The following is a 17772-nucleotide window of genomic DNA, read 5'->3' as shown; positions in this document are numbered from 1 at the left end:
CGCGTTCTCTTAAGCTCTCACTATAATTCGGATGCCACCGGATTTGATATAAATTTTATTGAATATGCGATCGCAGTTGCACCTCAGAACGATTAGTTACGATATGTTTGCTTTTTTAATTTTTTCTTGTGAGTACCCATAATTCACAAGAAACTTTTAAATTTCAACCATATAATACTTCTTCTGCGGGCGGCGTGGCGTCTGTGGGGTCGAACTGTTTGATTTTCAAAGCTTGTAGCAAAAACAGCCAGATATAAAGCGGATTCAAAAAAACATACCGCTGCCAAAGGCGCCGAGGTTCCTTAATCATCCGAAACAGCCATTCCAAACCTATTTTAGATAAAAAGTCAGGAGATTTAGCCAAATTACCCGCATGAAAATCGTAAGCAGCACCTACAGCAATCAGCGGCATTGATAACTCATCGCGGTATTCGTAAGCCCAGACTTCTTGTCGCGGACACCCCAAACCGACAAAAGTAATTGCTGCACCGCTGTTGCGAATTTGCTCTGCAATTTCTTGTTTCTCTTGGGGCGAAACGTGCCTAAATTTAGAAGGCTGAGTTCCAGCAATAATTAACTTGGGAAAACGCTGGCAAAGATTGCGAGATAAAGCTTCCAGTACAGAAGCTTGAGATCCGTACAAATAGATAGGTAATCCTTCTTCTGCCGCACGTTCGCAGATTTGTAACATCGCATTCGGCCCGCAAACTCGATCGGGCAATTCCGTATGGTAGAGCCAATTTAACGCCCACCTGACGGGCTGTCCGTCTGGCAATACTAAGTCAATGTGATTAATCCGATAACGATGAGTGCTGTCGAGCACTCCAGTCATTACCCCGTGAACCGCTAGAGCAGAAACTGACATTGGTTTTCCGGCGCTGGCTGCTGCAATAATTTTGCTAACAGCCGCTTCATAATTAACGGCATTAACTAATATGCCCAGTACATTCTTTTTCCCTTTATCAATCATGGAGCACCTCTTTAAGTCAACGCTCGCAGTTACACTCATAAATCTCCCCTAAGATTTGTTTAACCTTGTATTCTTCAATCTTTTACCGAAATTCCCAGCACATTCTTTTTGCCCCGCTCAATCATTGGAATCCTCTTTCAGCCAACGATCGCGGTTACATTCATAAATCTCCTGTAGGATTTGTTTAACGTTATATTTCATTTTCCAGTTGGGATAGTGACTGGAAAATTTTGAATTGTCGCTAATCCACCAAATGTGATCGCCAATGCGATTCCCTTCAGCGTAAGTCCAATTAAATTTGCGTTCTGCAATTGCCTCACACATCTGAATCGCTTCTAACATCGAACAATTGCTGTATCGGCCTCCTCCTGTATTATAAACTTGGGCGCTTCGGGGAGCTTTATAAAATTCATAAAATGCCGAAATTAAATCTGCGCTATGAATGTTATCGCGAACTTGCTTGCCTTTGTAGCCAAACACGGTGTAAGGAGTTCCCGTGACAGCACACTTCATCAAGTAGGCTAGGAAGCCATGCAATTGAGCTCCTGAGTGATTTGGACCCGTCAAACAGCCGCCGCGAAAACAAGCGGTGTTCATATTAAAATATCGACCGTATTCTTGGACTAAAACGTCAGCAGCTACCTTAGAAGCACCAAACAAACTGTGCAGGCACTGATCGATTGACATATCTTCCCGAATACCGCTTTCGTAAGTATGGCCTGGTTCAATTTCCCACCTGTGTTCTAATTCAATTAAAGGCAAATTGTTAGGCGTATCGCCGTATACTTTATTGGTAGAAGTGAAAATGAAAACCGCTTTAGGACAGTACAAGCGAGTTACTTCGAGAAGATTGAGAGTGCCATTGGCATTGACGGTAAAGTCTATTTTCGGAGCACGGGAAGCCCAATCATGGCTGGGCTGGGCTGCTGTATGAATTACTAATTCGATCGACTCGCCGTACCGCTGAAAGATATTGGTAATCGCTTCATAGTCGCGAATGTCCACATCTAAGTGATAATACTTGGTACCCAAAGACTTTTCTAGCAGTTGGCGGTTCCAGTTTGTAGAACCATCAGCACCAAAAAAGAACTGGCGCATATTATTGTCGATCCCAACTATATCTAAGCCTTGTTTGGCAAAGAACTGACACGCCTCAGAGCCAATTAAACCCGCCGAGCCAGTAATGATTGCAACGCCCACGTTTCACCGCCTGAAAAAATATAGTTTTCTTTGTTTTGCCCGATCGAACCCATCAGAAGTTATCCTGATTTTCCATCGAATACATCTTCGCACAATTGGGCAAAGAATAAACCTTTAACATCCCAATCATAGATTTCCCTGACGCGCGTTTGACCCGCTCGACCCAAGCGATCTCGCAATTCACGATCTTGGGCTAAACACACTATAGCTTCTGCTAGACCTTGCACAGTGCGATCGGGGTCAGTAGCAGCCACTTTAATCCCCGTTTGAGCCGTCACTTGAGTAGCCGGTCCCCCCAAATCCAAACAAATCGTGGGACGACCAACCCCCATCATTTCCGTGCAAACAAAACCACCAGAGTCATGCAAACTCGGATGGAGGAGAACGTGAGACTCCCCCATTTTAGAAAGAGTTTCAGTGCGAGATAAAGTTCCCCAAAAAAATACTTTATTTGCCAGTCCCAATTCTGTGGCCAAAGCTTCCAAACGCTGCCTTTCCGGGCCGTCTCCGACAATCCAGTATTCCGATTGTTCCAGCTTCGCCTCCGCAAATGCACGGAGTCCCAAGTGCACCCCTTTCCAATGTAAGAGACGACCAACACTGATGAATCTAATTGGTTGCTCAGGCGGGGTAGGAAATTGCTCTAGTTCTTGAATTTCCTGCTGCGACAAACCGACTTGTGAGAAAATCTTCACGTTTTTTGCTTTGAGAAATCGGAGTCTGGCTGCGGTTTCTTCCGTAGTCGCCAGCGCCACGGCACTGCGACGCGCCGTCAGACCCACAAACGGATCGCGTTCTCCTAGCCTTTGAGCCAATGCCCGCAGCGTTTCGTAAATTTTTCCCCGGCGGCTAAAATCTTGCCAAAAAGCCTTTGGTGCTGCTTCTGCACCCCCCACCGGCCCCCAAATAAAAGGATGCGGCAACAGCGCCAAGAAACTTGGAGACCAATGTTTGACATAAGTTACGTGATGTACTATGTCAAAACCAATTTCGCGATCGAGCTTCCGAGCGATAAAATAAGCCCAGATTTGCCACAGATAGTAGTGAAGTTGCAGCAATCCTTGTTTCCCCTTCCAATCTTCGCTCCACCCAAACGGATCAAAATAAACAAAGTGCAGGTTTGGCACTGGGTTCCGCTCTAGTTCTGCTTCAATGTACGATCGACAAAACGTGCGAGTAAACACCCAACTTTCGTGATGTTTAGCAGATTGGATAACAGTATTCCATCCTACTCCCTCTTCGGAGCCGAGATTCGGTTCGCAAGCAAACGCAGATAATAAAACTTTCATGGCTAATTGGTAATTGCTAATTGGTAATTGCTAAATTTCCCTCTTCCCTCTCTCCGTTAAATCCTTTACACTCATCCGTTGCCGAACTTGCTTCACCTATTCTCCATCAAAAAAGATGTAACTTCGACGTAAGCTTTAGCTGCTGTTTCGGGAGTTTTTTGAGAAATTATCTGTCGTGAACGCTCTCCCATCGACTCAATCAAATCAGGAGCATCTAGAAAAATTTGCATTTGAGCCGCTAAGTCTTGAGCACTGCTAGGGTCGAAAATATAACCGTTCTCGCCTGAAATAATTAACTCACAGGAAGCTGCACCATTTGAACACAATACTGGTTTTCCCAACACCATCGCTTCGGGTACAACCATACCCCAGACATCCTCAAAAGTAGGAAACACAAAAATATCAGCTTGCTGAAAATAAGCACCTAAATTTCCATATTCCACCCATCCCGCCCACATGACTTGATCTTCAAAATCGCACTCTTTAATAAATGCTTCCAGTTCTTCCCGCTGATCTCCCTTGCCAATAATTAACAGCGAATAATCAACATAACCTAGACTTTTAAGAATAGCGCAAGCTTCTAAAAGCGTTTTAATTCCCTTTCTCCCCGTTATGCGCCCTACATACAGAAAAATCGGGCGTTTTAACTGCAATTTGGGTGGCTGAGTTTGATCTAATCGTTTCAGCAAAGCTCCCGCATCAGGTACGAGATAGGTTCGGGTAAAAATTTTATCCTCCGGTACGTTGAGAACTTCCATCAGATATTTTTTACCTGCATTGCTATTGGCAACAAAAGCATCGGCAAACCGCACAAGAATGCGGCGCACAAATGTCCTAAAACTGGAATCTCGAAAGTCTGTATTTGGGGAACTACCATCGTAAATAATCGCAATTTTCCACCTCAGTAGCGGTTTTAAAAACGCAACAATTACAGTCCACAAAGAGAAAGCTTGGGGAAAGACCACGTGAGGTCTAAATTTTAGTAAATAGCCGATAATACTAGGCGATACTACAATGAATCCGCGATCGTATCCTGTTTCTATCTTTTCCGTCTCGACAAATGTAGTCTCCCCTACCAACTGAATTGCCGATGCTCCCGGCAGCGTAGGATCGAACCCAGACCAAACACGACCAGTATAAAATACAGTATTCTTAAAAATTTTTGTAAATTCCCTCAAAACAGGCTGCCAGTAAGCTCCCAGTTCCACTTCCGGGACAAGCCAAGCAATGCGGAGTTCATTTCTATCAACCATCCTATTCACCTTGAGTTTTGTTTTTAGTCAATCCCAGTTTACTCAACACTGAAAGCCAAACTAACCTGCGATAAGGTAGCAGCCAATAAATTGGCCACAACCAGCCACCATGCCGCTGAGTAAATACTTTCCACTCTTGAGCCGGTTGCAGGGTAGTATCTTTGAAGGATAAACCTTTGGGTTTACTCATTTTATCCAATCCTTCACTTAAATTATCAGCAGCCGTTTTAGTCACCTGGGGGTTGAGAGAACAAGTTCCTAAATAGCCAGGAGCAATCCAAACTGTACATCCTTTCTGTCTGGCTCGTAAACCATAATCCCAATCGCCAATATAATGGACAAAAGCTGGATCGAGGTTGCCGACCTTTTGCACAACGCTGCGGGGAATTAATACGCAGTTGCCGTGCATAGTATCGCAGATCTGAGGCTCTTTTGTTGGTTCGAGGATACCATATCGGAAGGGGTGCAAAGGGTTATTTCGCACAACACCTCCGTATGTTGTTTGACCCGTTTCGGGGTCGCAGGTAGAACCGCCAATGATGGCTTTGGTTTCTCCTTTTTCTAATAATTTTTGAGTTGTTTCTAGCAAGACACTTACGGTGTCTCGATAAATAAGAGTGTCATCATTTAACCACAGGTAGTAGTCGGGATCATCTTTCATTGCTTCGGTGAAAGCCCCACGCATTCCCCCGTTCCAAAATAAGTTCCCATCGCCGGAAAAAATATTGACTTGAGGATAGATTTGACGAACTGCCTCGCTGGTGCCATCGGTACTGGCGTCATCGACTAAATAGGCTAAAATATCAACATCGGCTGGAAGTGCCTGCTTAAAAAGAGCCTCTAAGCAAGCTAATGTTTTCTCTTTGCGGTTAAAGCAAGTTAAAAGGGCGGCGATTTTAGTACGGTTCATTATTAGCAATTTGGTGGCTTTTAGCGATAGCCCGGTAAAATTTACTACGTAAAATCTGATTTTTACTTTGGAGTGGACACAAGATCGTTAAAAACAGACAAATAGCGATTTGCTTGTATGTCTAAAGTAAATTCTTGTTCCACTTTCTGGCGGGCGCGAATACAAAGTTTTTGATGCCGATGGGGATCTTCTAAAACCCAAGCAATTCCTCGCGCTAAGTCTTCTGTTTCATAAGGTTTAGCTAAATAGCCATTGGAGCAGTGTTCGATCAGATCGGGCAGTCCCCCAATATTAAATGCGGCGCTGGGGATGCCACAAGCAAGGGCTTCCATGACTGTATTGGGCAAGTTATCTATCACGGAAGGGGCGACAAAAATATCTGCTGCTGCATAAACCGTTGCTAGGGAAATATCATCTGCGAGTTTTCCCAAATAGTGAGTTTTAAAACCCAGTTCAATGGGATTGTCGGGTTGAGAAGAGCCAAAAACCAGCAACTCTATCCGATCTTTCCAGCCTGATTTACTGAGGCTTTGTAAAGCGGGTACGAGCAAGTTAAATCCTTTCCAGCGATCGCCTGTTCCACTTGCACCTCCAAAGAGTACAATTTGTTTATCTTGAGGCAAATTCAAGATTTCTCGCGCCCAGTGACGATTTATGGGTTTGTACTTTTGAGTATTGATGCCATTAGGAATTATTTCAACTCGAAAATCTTTGAATAAAGAACTAGAATGAGCGCATTTCGCTAACCAAACACTAGGGCTAACCAAAGTTAGGTTAAGCTTATCCCAAGCTTTAACTTTCCGCTGCCACACCCACCGCGACAAATCCGAATCTTTATTACTGTGAAGTTGCGGACAACTACCACAAGATTGAGTGTAGCGATTGCAATCTTCACTATAGTGACAGCCACCTGTAAAAGGCCACATATCATGCAGCGTCCAAACTAAGGGCTGCTTAAACTTGGGAATACTTTCTACTTGTAAATAGCCCCCACAAACCCAGTGTAAATTAATAATATCAGGAGCGAGTAGATCCAGTCGATTCGATAGAGCATCTGGCAGCACTTCTGTAGAAAATATAACGGGGTTTCTCTTAGGGTAGAGCCGCAATGGTGCGTTAGATAAAGTTGAAATAATCTTGTCAAACTTATTCGCAATACTATTCTGTGACGAAATTACATTGCGATCGGCACTACTCTTATTTTTTACCAGCATTTGCGAAGACACACCAATCCCCTGGAAACCTTGGTGCAGTCGATAAGCGGCGCGGGCAGCCCCCCCTTCACTATCAGAACAATTGAGAAGTACAACCTTCATTTCCCCTGCCTCTCCTCTAAATTTCTAGGTGACTTTGCCTGATTTTTTCAAAAGTTTATTGACTTTTTTTTGCACCTTCTTTAGCAAGGGCGGATCGTAATCATATAAAGTGTTTTCAGTAAAATTATCTGCTTGCACATCCCGAATGGCAAAGGCTGGGTGTTTCATGGGAAATGTTATAGCTTCTACAGGCATATTACTATAAGGACTGTTGACATCCTCCGTATTAGTTCCCCCTACACCATGTCCGATATTAGAAGCTAAATTGACATTTGCAAGAATATTCATACCATTTTGAATAAAACTAGCAAATGTCCACTGAAAAGCCCAACTCTGTAATTTTTTTTCATAACAAAGCTGAAAAGTATTTGTCCAAACTTTTACAGCATGGGAGTCTCCTAGTACATCCATCAAAAAATTACCATCCCGAATTTCCGGCCACAACTTCATATCTAAATCATAATGCTGCCAAGCTCGCCTCCAACTTGCCCAGCTCCAGCAGTGATTATAGCGAGAAAAGTAGTAACTATAATCAGTTCTTTTTCGCCCAAACTGAACATTTTGACCAGAGATTGACAGAATCCGCTGATCGTCTCGGTAACGCTCCAGCAATTCTTCAGCGAAGCGGAAAAAAGTAGGATGAGGGAGACAGTCATCCTCAAGAATAATTGCCTCTTCCACTTGATCAAACACCCAATTCATACCGCTAGAAACCCGCAGGCGACAACCGAGATTTACGTCTGCGTAATTCTTCAAAACTTCGCAGTCCCAATCTACTTGGTCAATAATAGCTCTAGCAGCAGCACATTCTTGATCTTCTCCAGGCCTATCTGGACGTGGGCCGTCAGCAATTACTAGCAATTTGGGAGGTTTGGCCTGACGAATTGCCTCAAATACTTTAGCCGTTGTATCTGGACGTTTGAAGATGATAAAAGCGACGGGTGTTTGGATTCGGTAATTGAACATTTATGCGACTCTACTTTTTCTAGTAGTCTTCAACATCGGAATTAACAAGCTCAGCATTCATCTGCGATTTAAAATTAAACCACTTCTGCAGCATCACAGCCGCTATGTATGCCAGTGTATCATTGCTAGTCTGATAGGGCAAAAATCTATAGCGAAAACTAGCCATTCTCGGGTCACGTTCTTGGTATAAAATATCTTGGGCAAAGTTCCCCCAACGCTCATCTATCAAATCAATTGTCATACCAGCATGAGCCGAAGGTAGCAACATATTAGAGCCGTGAAGACCAATTACTAAGCGGCTTTGTGAATAAACACCGCATATTTCCTTTTCAACTTTTTCATTAAAACTATCTACTCTGTAATCTTCAATCCATTCTGGAAACTTAGTTTTTGTCCCCAAACCAGCTACTGCAAATTTTGCTTCAGGTACTTGCAACCTAATTTTCTCAAATAACTGCTGAATTTTTAAATTTTGCAATGGCAATGCCCTTTCTCGTTGATTTAGCTTTTTCAGAATTCGGAACAGCAAACCGTTAACTAATAAACGATCTTCCCGCCAAATAAAAGTGATTCTTGTTTCTGGCTCCTCAAATTTGTGTTTCGGAACTCTAGTAAACCGCGTGATGTCAAACTGGCTAGGATGAGAATGGGCTTCACTGACATAAATTTCATCAAAGCGTTTAGTTTCTTCCTCTACAAACTCGGCGAAGCTGGGATAGTAAGTTTGACCATTTTTTAAAGAAATAGGTACTGTCCAGACTTCTGCAACTTCATCAGGAACCATCCACCTTAGAAACTTAGGAACTATCACAACTAACCCGAAGTCCGAGTTGCATTCTAAGTGCCTTTGTGCATTTAGCAACTTCAGCAGGGAATGACCATAAAGATGATCGATACAGTTTAAGATAATTACCCGCTTGCTGGGTTTAAAAATCTCTTTTACAATCTCCAGTTTTTCTGAGTGAGGATTTTGTAGTGAATTGAGTAATGGTTTGCCTAGCCATTCTTTTATGTTAGCAAATTTTGCAAAAACTTCCCCTTTGTTTGTATCAACTTGGACAGAGTTTCTGACTCCATGACCTACTCTTAACTCGTCGAGTATTTCGCTACCACATCCCGCGCACTTACAGTCCAGAACAATATGTATCCCTTGCCACAAAATTTTTTTTGCATTGAGTTCAGTGTCGCAATAGGGGCAATTCGAGCGCTGTTCGATTTTAGGTTTAATTTGAATCACTTTACTAATCCTCTGATTCTACAAGCTGCCTTGTATAAGTTAAGCGAGCGCCAGATGAAAGTTGCGAATGGGCGCAATTCCTTAATCAAGAAATTGACTAATATAATTACGTAAAAATAAGTTATCAGAGTAGCTGTGGTTGCTCCCAAAGCTCCATACTTAGGGATCAGCAAAAAGTTCAACCCTACATTTAAAGTAGATCCGACTACAGTCAAATAAAGACCGTAGCGCAACTGACCTTCTATGTTTAAATATGTGCTCCGTGCTACTCCAAAGTTACTGCCAAATTGCGCCCAAACATAGATTCCAAGCACCGCTGCTGACTGTGCATATTTGTCACCGTAAAGTAGATGCACTATCCAGGGAGAAAGTAATGATATCGGTATGGCAACTCCCAACCACAAAAATATCATTATATCAGAATAAATTTGAAATTTATTTAGATATTCTTCATAATTTGTCTTTCTCAAATTCGCTAATTTGGGAAAAATAGAGCTGGATATGATCATCGGCAAAAAATCGCAGATTTCAGAAATTTTAACAGCGGCAGCATAATAGCCCAGTTCGGCATTTTTATTCATCGCACCGAGCATTATCTGATCCGTTTTTGAGTACACATAAACAGCAAATCCCGACAAAATTATTGGCCAACTCTCCGATAGCAGTTCTTTACACTTTTCCCAACTGAAGCGCCAATCCTTAATTTTATTCCCCGTAAGCTTATAAAAATATACATAAGCGATTCCTACCAATGCGACCTCTGTCAATCTAACCCAGGCGAAGGCAAGCAGGGGGGCTTTAATTGTTACTAACGCAATTCTGACAGCAGCAACTAAAAAACATACCGAATTTTTAGCAAACACTGTATATTTTGACTGGATTTGGGACTGGAACCAAAAATTGATAGCCTCAAAAGCATTAAAGATAGTTCCTGCTGCGATGATACCTACCAGCCACCGAGTCAGAGTGTCGTTGGGCTTGACTAGCGCAATCACGGTGACAGTTAACAACAAAGTGATGCAGCCACCAGTAAATTGCAGTCCGAAGGCCGTTCCCAGGGTCTCATTTTTGCATTCTGGGTCGCGAGCGATATTCCTCACTACCAGAGTACCCAACCCCATCGTTGCCACCGAACTAAAGAGCGACACAAAGGCGATCGCGTAGTTGAGCAATCCAAATTGTGTCGGACCAAGATAGCGAGCCACCCAAAGGCCCACAAACAGGCCTAGACCCATCTGCAAGATTTGGTCAGTGAACAGCCAAGCTATGTTGCTGAGTACCTGGCGCAGATTAGGGCCGAGCCTTTGACTGACCGCAGTTAACTTATCTAGCATCAGAATATTTTAAATCTTTACAAAACACAAACGCGGTTCTAGCAGGGTCGGCAATCTCGCAAAATTAGACTGGTTGATCCTATAACAACATATCACAACTTGAGGGAACATCTCACTTTTGCAGCAGACCTAGAAATTGGAGTTTTTAGGCAGGAGGCAGAAGGAAAGAGGAAGAAGGAAGGAGCCAGAAGAAGTGTTTTTACAAATAGGAGATGTTCCCCAACTTGACCCCCGAGCCGCCCAATAAAGCTTACTTCAATGGACAGTGCGAGCTAAAGAACGCCTTTGAGGGTTACTGGTGCTACTGTTAGAACTATTGTTAGCATTATCTATCGCAAGTCGAACCGTCAACATTACGTAACTCAGCCAAGGATTTCCTATATCTATAATATAACCTTCTGTGATGTTGCTCATAATAATAGAGACTAGAAAACAAATAGGTATTCCTGCTCCTTCCAACGTGCTACGACTCAAATACCGAACTGCGTAAGCTAAATTGAGCAGCAAGGAAGTCATCATTAAAATTAATCCCGGCCAACCGAAGGCTAACAATATCCCAATCCCCCCATTGTGAGGGTTTTCAGGTTGAAATCCACTAGGAGTATAAATAAAATAAGCAGGAGTACCCGCTCCTAACTTATCTTGTTGAAAAAATCCATCGTATCCGTAGCCAAACCAGGGACGCTGATTGACCGCAGCCATTAACTGCGGCCAGAATTCGGTCCGCCCAGTTAGAGTCAAGTCCTTGCCTAACCCACCTACAATAATATCCTCTAGGTTGTCTACTACAAAAACAGTCATAATTATGCTGACGACCAGGAAACATATAATCGCAGTAAATGCCCACTGAAAAGTTAATTTTTTTAAAAAATTTAGTGAGGACACTGCAATTATTAATATGATAGTAATCACTAGAGCAGATCCCGATTTATTAGCCCTTACTAGGTAAAATGAAAAGAACATCATTCCCAAAGCAATCCAGCGCTCTTTCTGAGTTTTAGCTCCTTGAGAATAGTGCAAATACCAAAATGCCGTACAGAGAGCTAAGACTCCCCCCAAAGAATTTTTAGATTGGGTTAAGCCGACAAAATCGCCTGCTCCAGGGGGTTTCATTACAAAACTTGCCAAACCGATTGCCGTGTATCCCCAGCGCCAAAAACGAGATAAATCCTCCCATTTATATTGGGCTGCAATGTAAAACCCGAAAGCAGTAAATCCTGAAAAAGCTAGCCCTGCTCTTAGCGTTTCTTCAGGAACTAGAGACCATAATGTAGATAGTAATGGAAGTAATGTATAAAGTAAAAAAAAAGGATTCATCCTCAATATCTTGGCAAAAATTTCTATAAAATTGCTACTAAAAACTTTAACCCTTGAAGTTAAAATTAATACTACCCAGGGGTAAAAAAAATAAGGTATGAGTTTTAAGATACCACCTTCGGGATCTTTCAAGTTAACAAAATGCAAGTAATTAAAAGGAGGTTGTGTCAGAAATGGAGAGATAAAAATGTAAAGACCAGCAAAGCTTTTTTCTAAAGCCAAACCTACTTTTTTATAACTAGCAAATTGAAATAATAGTAGAGTTACTATCGCGACTATAGCAATTAGCATCCATGTCAAGGAAGAAGTACCTAAAATCAGCTCTTTCACCATATTTGGTATAGACACTGGTTGAGTCATAATTGCTTTCCTTTGTCACCAACAATATCAAATTATATAGATATAAAATATAGCCGTCAACCCGCAACCACGCTAACACAGAAATTAGGGATAAAGCAAAAATAGAGCATCCTTTTTTCGGCGATAGCTTAAAATAATGAGCTTTTTGCCCCGCACTCAAAAGGCTACACTTATATAAATCATAGTCAATAAAATTAGGTGGTGTATGGTTAACACCCATTTTCCAAGACAGATAGCCCCGTCGGTTGTGGGTGTTGTCTTGTTTGCTTCCACTGTTATCGCTGACGCCAGAAGCACCCCGGCACAACTTCCCATCCCCCTAGGCGCAGAGCAAGCCCAGACGGTTCCGCCCGTTAGGAGAGCGCCGGAAAGCTATAAACTCGGCGGCGGCGATCGCATCCAAGTAGAAATACTCGAAGTACCCGAACTCAGCCGCGGCTACGAAGTCCTTTCCGACGGTTCAGTCAACCTGCCCCTGATCGGCTTGGTCTCCATCCGTGGCCGCACCTTAGTAGAAGCCACCAACATCATCCGCAACGCCTACCGCCGCGTCCTCAAAGACCCCATAGTCACAGTCAGCCTCGTCGCTGCCCGTCCCCTCAACGTCGGCGTCATCGGAGAAGTAACCAGGCCCGGAAACTTCACTATTACCCTAACTCCCGGGCCGGGAGCCTCGCCGAGTGTCCAGTACCCCACTGTCACCCAAGCGATCAGACTCGCAGAAGGCGTCACGGGTGTCGCCGACATCCGCAACATCCGCGTCCGCCGTCCCCAACGAGACGGCCCCGATCAAGTGCTCAACGTCAACCTGTGGAAATTCTTGCAAGAAGGAGACATCTCTCAAGACATCATTTTGCAAGACAGAGACACAATCGTGATTCCCACAGTCGCCAACTTCAACCAAGCAGAAGCTCGTCAATTTGCGACAGCAAACTTTTCGCCACCCCCAGAAAAACCTCGATCGATCTCCATCGTTGGTCAAGTCACCCGCCCAGGGGCTTACGTCGTCATCGGCGGCAACACCACAAACGACCTCAGCCGCGAAGGTTTCCCTACCGTCATCCGGGCAATTCAGCTAGCCGGCGGCATCACCTCCGATGCCGACATCCGGCAAATCCAAGTGCGGCGCGTCACCAGAAGAGGCGAACAAATTATCCCAGTCAACCTGTGGCAGTTCCTAGAGTCCGGCGACGGCGCCCAAGATACCATCCTCCAGGAGGGAGACACGATCATCGTTCCCAAAGCTACAATCGTCAACCCTGCAGAAGCTGGTGTGCTCGCCAACACTAACTTTGCCCCCGTCGGCATTAACGTTTATGTAGTAGGAGAACTCAGAACATCCCTCGATCCCTTGAGGCTCCCAGCTAATGCCACACTGAATCAAGCTTTAATTTCCAGAGGATTTTTTGGCTACGAGAATACCAGAGCTAGAAGGGATAAAGTTGAGCTAGTCCGCCTCAATAACGACGGTACAGCTACTAAACGGACGATCGAAGTCAATTTAACTCAAGGAATTAACGAAGAAACCAATCCTCAACTTCGCAACAACGACATGATTATCGTATCTCGCAGGGGGCTCGTCAATTTTGTCGATCGCATGAACGCTGTAATAGGACCTGTCGGGCCAGCTACGGGAGTGTTAAATTTTATAAACGTTCTCCGATTTTTATTCAGGTAAGAAGGCGGCGGGTGAGGTGGATAATTCCTGGCAAAGGCTAGAATAAACGAAACAATAAGATTACCCAACCGCGACCTGGCCGCTTCAAAAATATCAACCTCAAAAACATCAACCTCAAAAATACCCTGGCTGAATATGGATAGCAGACAAGATTACCAACCCTTCACACCCAAATCGAATGGCAAACTGCCGGAGTTATCTGCTCAGAACTACAGAGATCACTTCGTAGAGGAGAGAGAAGAAGAAAAGCTAGACTTGTCCTGGTTGTTAGGCGTCGTGCGCCGTCGCTTCCTGGTCATGGCAGCAGCCACGATAGCTTTGAGCGCCCTGGCAGGAACAGCGATCGTCGCCACTTCTAAAAGCATAACGGTCGAGTATGAAGGCTCTTTTTCCCTGTTAGTAGAACCAGCCACGGCTGAAGGTTTGCAATCCAAACAATTAAACAATACCCAAGCGGCGGACTTAGCAAGAATTAATATAGAAGGAATTAGCTTGCTAGACTACGAAACCCAAATTAGGATTTTGCGAAGTCCCAAAATGATGCAGCCAGTGATTGAGGAATTGCGGGCTTCGTATCCCAAAATGAACTATAGCGAACTGATCTCAAAAATGTCGATCCAGCGCATCAGCTACACGAAAGATGGCAAACAGCAAGGCACAAAAATTTTACAAGTTCGTTACAAAGATTCAAACCGAAAAAAAATTTACAGCGTACTGAATAAAATTTCTAAAGCTTATCTAGATTACAGCTTGCAGCAACGGCTGATGGGCATTAATCAAGGTATTAAATTTATAGATACGGAGATGCCCAAGCTCCGAGAAAGAGTGGAAGTTCTGCAACTGCAAGTCCAAAGACTGCGGCAGCAAAGCAACTTGTTTGAACCTCAGATAGAGGGAAAATCTCTGTCTGAACAAGTTCAAAGCATTCGGGGTAAGCAAGTAGAAATTAGAGTTCAGCTAAAAGGGATGCGAAACCTCTACCAAAGTTATGAAAAACTACTCAACGAAAATAATCCTCAAGGGCTGCTGATGACCCAAGGACAAGCTTACGGCGCACTCTTAGGTCAAATTCAGAGAATAGACTCGGAATTGTCATTAAAATTAGCTCAGTACAGAGAAGACAGTTTGCCAGTTTTAGCGTTGCGAAAAAGTCGGGAAGAACTGGTTTTAACCGCCACTCAACAAGCAAGAGAAGTGGTGATGGGAAATTTAGAAACCCAAATTAAAGAAGTTGAAGCGCGTGATCGCGAAATGACTGCTTTGCAAAATGGTCTCAACCAAAAAATCAGAAACTTTTCAGTTACAACCCGACAATACGACAATTTACAGCGGGAACTGCAAGTAGTTACTAAGAGTTTGTCGGACTTCTTGGCAAAACGAGAAGCCTTGCGGATTGATGCGGCTCAGCAGCAAATACCCTGGGTGCTGATAAATCCTCCGGAAATTCCGCTAGACAAATTTGGCAGGCCTATAACAGCTACCGTCAAACAAACCAAAAAACAGTTAGCGCTGGCAGTAATTTTAAGCAGTCTGCTGGGCATAGCAGTCGGCTTGCTTGTAGAGGTACTAAATACTGTGTTCCACACTCCAGAATCACTGAGAATGGCCACAAGATTGCCAATACTCGGGGTGATTCCGTTTACCAAAAAAGTCAAGCGCAGACCGCCAGCCAGACAGAGAAAACTAACATCGGCTCGCTCGAACTCGAAAGTGGAAGTAGTCGAACTGGGCGAACCTAGAGATACTGGTTCTATGAGCGGGGGACCAAGTATTTTGAGCGACTTGGACTATCAATTTTTAGAAGCATTTCGATCGCTCTACACGAACATTCACTTGCTCAGTGCAGGCACGGCAATTCGATCGCTCTTAGTCGGCTCAGCCGTAGCCGGAGACGGCAAATCTACAGTAGCTTTGCACCTGGCAGCCACAGCAGCAGCCGTCGGACAGAGAGTATTGTTAGTAGATGCAGATTTGCGCTGCCCGCAACTGCACGCGAAGTTAGGACTGCCAAACGTGCGTGGCTTGGGCGATGCCATTTCCACAGATCTCAGTCTCAACGACGCGATTCAACGAGCCCCGAACCAAGAAAATTTGTTCGTACTCACCGCAGGCCAAATTCCCCCCGATCCGATCAAGCTTCTTTCTTCCAAAAAAATGCACTATCTGATGGAGCAATTTCAAGCATTTTTTGACTTAGTAATTTATGACACCCCGCCACTAGCAGGCTTGGCAGACACCCACTTGATCGCAGCTCACACAGACGCTACGATTATGGTCGTCCAAATTGGGCAAACAGACCGATCGCAAGTTCGCAAAGTTTTAGAAGAATTAAAGATTTCTGGAGCTTTCGTCTTGGGAATCGTTGCTAATGGCTGCAAAAACACCGGTCACAGCTACCGCCAGCGCCCGGTTGTTTTAGACACGCTCTACGACCAAAAACTCTCGGCTTTAGGTACGAAACATCCTAAGTAGACAAATGTTGATGCAGGCGGCCGAGCGCCGCCGTCCTCAACCGGAAACGCACAACCAAGCTATACCCTCATTTTTTGATAATAGTACCATTTGAGAAAGAAAATGATAGACTAACGGACATAGCCTCGTGTGTCAACCGAGATTGCGCGGATCTTTGAATTTTGCGGTAATTACTCAGAAAATGATTGAGAAATCAGCAAAAGTGGGTAAACTACATTTAGCAGAGCGCAATCTCAATCAGGAAAAGACACCTTTGAAGGTGAACGTTAGTGTAAACGTTAATGAGAACGTTTCAACCCAGAAACTTGGTAGGGATTATTCTATGAGTACAGTTATGGTTGTTGATGATAGCGTCACTCTGCGGGAGATGATCGCCGACTTGCTCAAAGGTAGAGGACTCAACGTCACGGTAGCGAGTGATGGCGTAGAAGCTCTAGAACAGATCAAGGCTAACCGCCCAGATTTAGTCGTTCTGGATATCGTGATGCCCCGGATGAACGGCTACGAAGTCTGTCGCCGGCTCAAAAGCGACCCTAAAACCCAAAATTTGCCGGTGGTAATGTGTTCGAGCAAAAGCGAAGAGTTCGATCGCTATTGGGGAATGAAACAAGGAGCCGACGCTTACATCGCCAAGCCATTTCACCCACAGGAATTGGTCGGCACTATTAAGCAATTGCTGCGAGGTTGAGGTTGAGGAATAGGGACAGGAAAAAATTGTCTTGAGCGCTGATTATTTCTGCTCCCGCAGCCTCTCTAAACTACTCGATTGACAATAGTCCAAACATCCCCGTCCGATCGCACGTAGGGAACAGAAATACTCTTAAAACCAGTAATAAAAGGCTTGTAATAAACCTGCCAGTAGCTGGGACTAATTTGGTCGGCGATAGCTTTGAGTCCCTTCACTTCCGCCGCCAGTTCCGCCGCCAGTTCATTAATCCGTTCCGCGTGTCCCTGAGCGAGCAATCTTCCTTCTTCAACTTGCTCCTCCATCGGAGTGATTCTTTGCAACTTTACCGACTGCTGCTGTTTCTGACTCAGTTGAGCAGACAGAGCCGCGATCGCGTCATCTATACCCTTGACTTCGGCCGACACTTGTGCTGTTTCCCTCGCGTGACGCCGATAAGCATCGGCGATCGCTTGGGGGGAATCACCCGATGGGACAACATCGGCAATACTAAGCTGCTGGCGTTCCAGGCGCAATTCCTCAATTTGAGAGTAAATTGCTTCTATATCTGTCTGAAGTTTGTCCACCTAATTATTACCGCGTGGTTGTTGGATATTTTAGCATATTAACACAAACCAATCACCTAATCGGCATAGAAATTGCATATTTTAGGCGAACTCGAAACAAAGCCCCACAAGCAGAATTTTAAAAGTTTGAAAAATACAAATTTTTATATTTCTCTGTTGAGCGATTTCCGTCGATATCCAGTCGGGTTAATCAGGTCGTGTCCGGTATAATCAGCATTA

Annotated in this window: 14 protein-coding genes; 3 read left to right on the top strand and 11 right to left on the bottom strand. The window is 44.2% G+C overall.

Going from position 1 to position 17772, the window contains the following annotated elements:
- Positions 1-163: 163 nt before the first annotated feature.
- The 10 genes from QUA57_RS10765 to QUA57_RS10720 form a co-directional block, all read right to left on the bottom strand.
- Entirely contained in the window at positions 164-970 is an 807-nt protein-coding gene (locus QUA57_RS10765) for a WecB/TagA/CpsF family glycosyltransferase (RefSeq protein WP_333039945.1), read from the bottom strand.
- A gap of 117 nt (positions 971-1087) precedes the next feature.
- Entirely contained in the window at positions 1088-2170 is a 1083-nt protein-coding gene (locus QUA57_RS10760; protein ID WP_333060798.1) for an NAD-dependent epimerase/dehydratase family protein, read from the bottom strand.
- Between the two features lie 59 nt (positions 2171-2229).
- Positions 2230-3459, bottom strand: a complete 1230-nt coding sequence (locus QUA57_RS10755; RefSeq protein ID WP_333060796.1) for a glycosyltransferase — start codon at positions 3457-3459, stop codon at positions 2230-2232.
- A gap of 92 nt (positions 3460-3551) precedes the next feature.
- The gene (locus QUA57_RS10750) at positions 3552-4712 is read right to left on the bottom strand and encodes a glycosyltransferase family 4 protein (RefSeq protein ID WP_333060794.1); all 1161 of its coding nucleotides are present in this window, start codon (positions 4710-4712) and stop codon (positions 3552-3554) included.
- A 1-nt stretch (position 4713) separates the two neighbouring features.
- Positions 4714-5622, bottom strand: a complete 909-nt coding sequence (locus QUA57_RS10745; RefSeq protein ID WP_333060792.1) for a glycosyltransferase family 2 protein — start codon at positions 5620-5622, stop codon at positions 4714-4716.
- Positions 5623-5684: 62 nt separating this feature from the next.
- Positions 5685-6938, bottom strand: coding sequence for a glycosyltransferase family 4 protein (locus QUA57_RS10740; protein WP_333060791.1), 1254 nt, complete (start codon positions 6936-6938; stop codon positions 5685-5687).
- 24 nt (positions 6939-6962) lie between these two features.
- The gene (locus tag QUA57_RS10735) at positions 6963-7904 is read right to left on the bottom strand and encodes a glycosyltransferase family 2 protein (RefSeq protein WP_333060789.1); all 942 of its coding nucleotides are present in this window, start codon (positions 7902-7904) and stop codon (positions 6963-6965) included.
- 19 nt (positions 7905-7923) lie between these two features.
- Positions 7924-9141: a hypothetical protein gene (locus QUA57_RS10730; protein WP_333060788.1), complete on the bottom strand. Its 1218-nt coding sequence runs from the start codon at positions 9139-9141 to the stop codon at positions 7924-7926.
- Positions 9138-10475 (bottom strand): flippase, encoded by a 1338-nt coding sequence (locus QUA57_RS10725; RefSeq protein ID WP_333060787.1) that lies wholly within the window; start codon positions 10473-10475, stop codon positions 9138-9140. The genes QUA57_RS10730 and QUA57_RS10725 overlap by 4 nt, the downstream gene beginning before the upstream one ends.
- Positions 10476-10730: 255 nt before the next feature.
- Positions 10731-12152, bottom strand: coding sequence for an O-antigen ligase family protein (locus tag QUA57_RS10720; protein WP_333060785.1), 1422 nt, complete (start codon positions 12150-12152; stop codon positions 10731-10733).
- A 205-nt stretch (positions 12153-12357) separates the two neighbouring features.
- Between QUA57_RS10720 and QUA57_RS10715 the strand changes: the two genes are divergently transcribed.
- From QUA57_RS10715 to QUA57_RS10705, 3 genes are all read left to right on the top strand, one after another.
- Positions 12358-13830, top strand: coding sequence for a polysaccharide biosynthesis/export family protein (locus QUA57_RS10715; protein WP_333060783.1), 1473 nt, complete (start codon positions 12358-12360; stop codon positions 13828-13830).
- Positions 13831-13965: 135 nt separating this feature from the next.
- Complete coding sequence (locus QUA57_RS10710; protein WP_333060782.1) at positions 13966-16302, top strand: polysaccharide biosynthesis tyrosine autokinase; 2337 nt, start codon at positions 13966-13968, stop codon at positions 16300-16302.
- A 322-nt stretch (positions 16303-16624) separates the two neighbouring features.
- Positions 16625-16990, top strand: coding sequence for a response regulator transcription factor (locus QUA57_RS10705; protein WP_039886668.1), 366 nt, complete (start codon positions 16625-16627; stop codon positions 16988-16990).
- A 65-nt stretch (positions 16991-17055) separates the two neighbouring features.
- Here QUA57_RS10705 and QUA57_RS10700 read toward each other — a convergent pair whose 3' ends face one another.
- Positions 17056-17553: a hypothetical protein gene (locus tag QUA57_RS10700; protein WP_333039921.1), complete on the bottom strand. Its 498-nt coding sequence runs from the start codon at positions 17551-17553 to the stop codon at positions 17056-17058.
- Positions 17554-17772 lie beyond the last annotated feature (219 nt).

Source organism: Microcoleus sp. Pol7_B2 (genome assembly GCF_036701035.1).
Taxonomy (GTDB): Bacteria; Cyanobacteriota; Cyanobacteriia; order Cyanobacteriales; family Microcoleaceae; genus Microcoleus.
The sequence above is the reverse complement of the archived record's forward strand: the minus strand, read 5'-3'. Positions and strand labels throughout refer to the sequence as shown.

Bases quoted from the DNA above. Each gene is read 5' to 3' on its own strand.
- QUA57_RS10710 (WP_333060782.1), top strand. From the start codon at position 13,966: ATGGATAGCAGACAAGATTACCAACCCTTCACACCCAAATCGAATGGC.
- QUA57_RS10735 (WP_333060789.1), bottom strand. From the start codon at position 7,904: ATGTTCAATTACCGAATCCAAACACCCGTCGCTTTTATCATCTTCAAA.
- QUA57_RS10745 (WP_333060792.1), bottom strand. From the start codon at position 5,622: ATGAACCGTACTAAAATCGCCGCCCTTTTAACTTGCTTTAACCGCAAA.
- QUA57_RS10705 (WP_039886668.1), top strand. From the start codon at position 16,625: ATGAGTACAGTTATGGTTGTTGATGATAGCGTCACTCTGCGGGAGATG.
- QUA57_RS10715 (WP_333060783.1), top strand. From the start codon at position 12,358: ATGGTTAACACCCATTTTCCAAGACAGATAGCCCCGTCGGTTGTGGGT.
- QUA57_RS10720 (WP_333060785.1), bottom strand. From the start codon at position 12,152: ATGACTCAACCAGTGTCTATACCAAATATGGTGAAAGAGCTGATTTTA.
- QUA57_RS10740 (WP_333060791.1), bottom strand. From the start codon at position 6,938: ATGAAGGTTGTACTTCTCAATTGTTCTGATAGTGAAGGGGGGGCTGCC.
- QUA57_RS10750 (WP_333060794.1), bottom strand. From the start codon at position 4,712: ATGGTTGATAGAAATGAACTCCGCATTGCTTGGCTTGTCCCGGAAGTG.
- QUA57_RS10755 (WP_333060796.1), bottom strand. From the start codon at position 3,459: ATGAAAGTTTTATTATCTGCGTTTGCTTGCGAACCGAATCTCGGCTCC.
- QUA57_RS10725 (WP_333060787.1), bottom strand. From the start codon at position 10,475: ATGCTAGATAAGTTAACTGCGGTCAGTCAAAGGCTCGGCCCTAATCTG.
- QUA57_RS10765 (WP_333039945.1), bottom strand. From the start codon at position 970: ATGATTGATAAAGGGAAAAAGAATGTACTGGGCATATTAGTTAATGCC.